Origin of the sequence: Priestia sp. SIMBA_032 (assembly GCF_046535215.1) — a bacterium.
GTDB lineage: Bacteria > Bacillota > Bacilli > Bacillales > Bacillaceae_H > Priestia > Priestia aryabhattai.
In genome coordinates, this window is record NZ_JAWRXD010000956.1 from 1 (window position 1) to 260 (window position 260).

At 35.8% G+C, this 260-nt stretch carries 1 protein-coding gene; it reads left to right on the forward strand.

The annotated features are described in order from the left end of the window. Window positions 1-260 (forward strand): helicase-related protein (locus tag SB717_RS37180; protein ID WP_410908118.1); only part of this gene is annotated, 260 nt, incomplete at both ends.

Sequence of the window (260 nt, forward strand, 5' to 3'; positions counted from 1 at the left end):
GTTAAAACGAGCTAACTATCCTTGCGACAAAATACATGGTGGTATGGTACAAGAAGATCGTTTTGAAGTCATGGATGATTTTAGAAAAGGGAAATTCCGTTATTTAGTAGCAACAGACGTGGCTGCGAGAGGAATCGATATTGATAATATTACACATGTTATTAATTATGATATTCCACTTGAAAAAGAAAGCTATGTACATCGTACTGGAAGAACGGGACGAGCTGGAAATAGTGGAAAAGCTATTACATTTATAACAC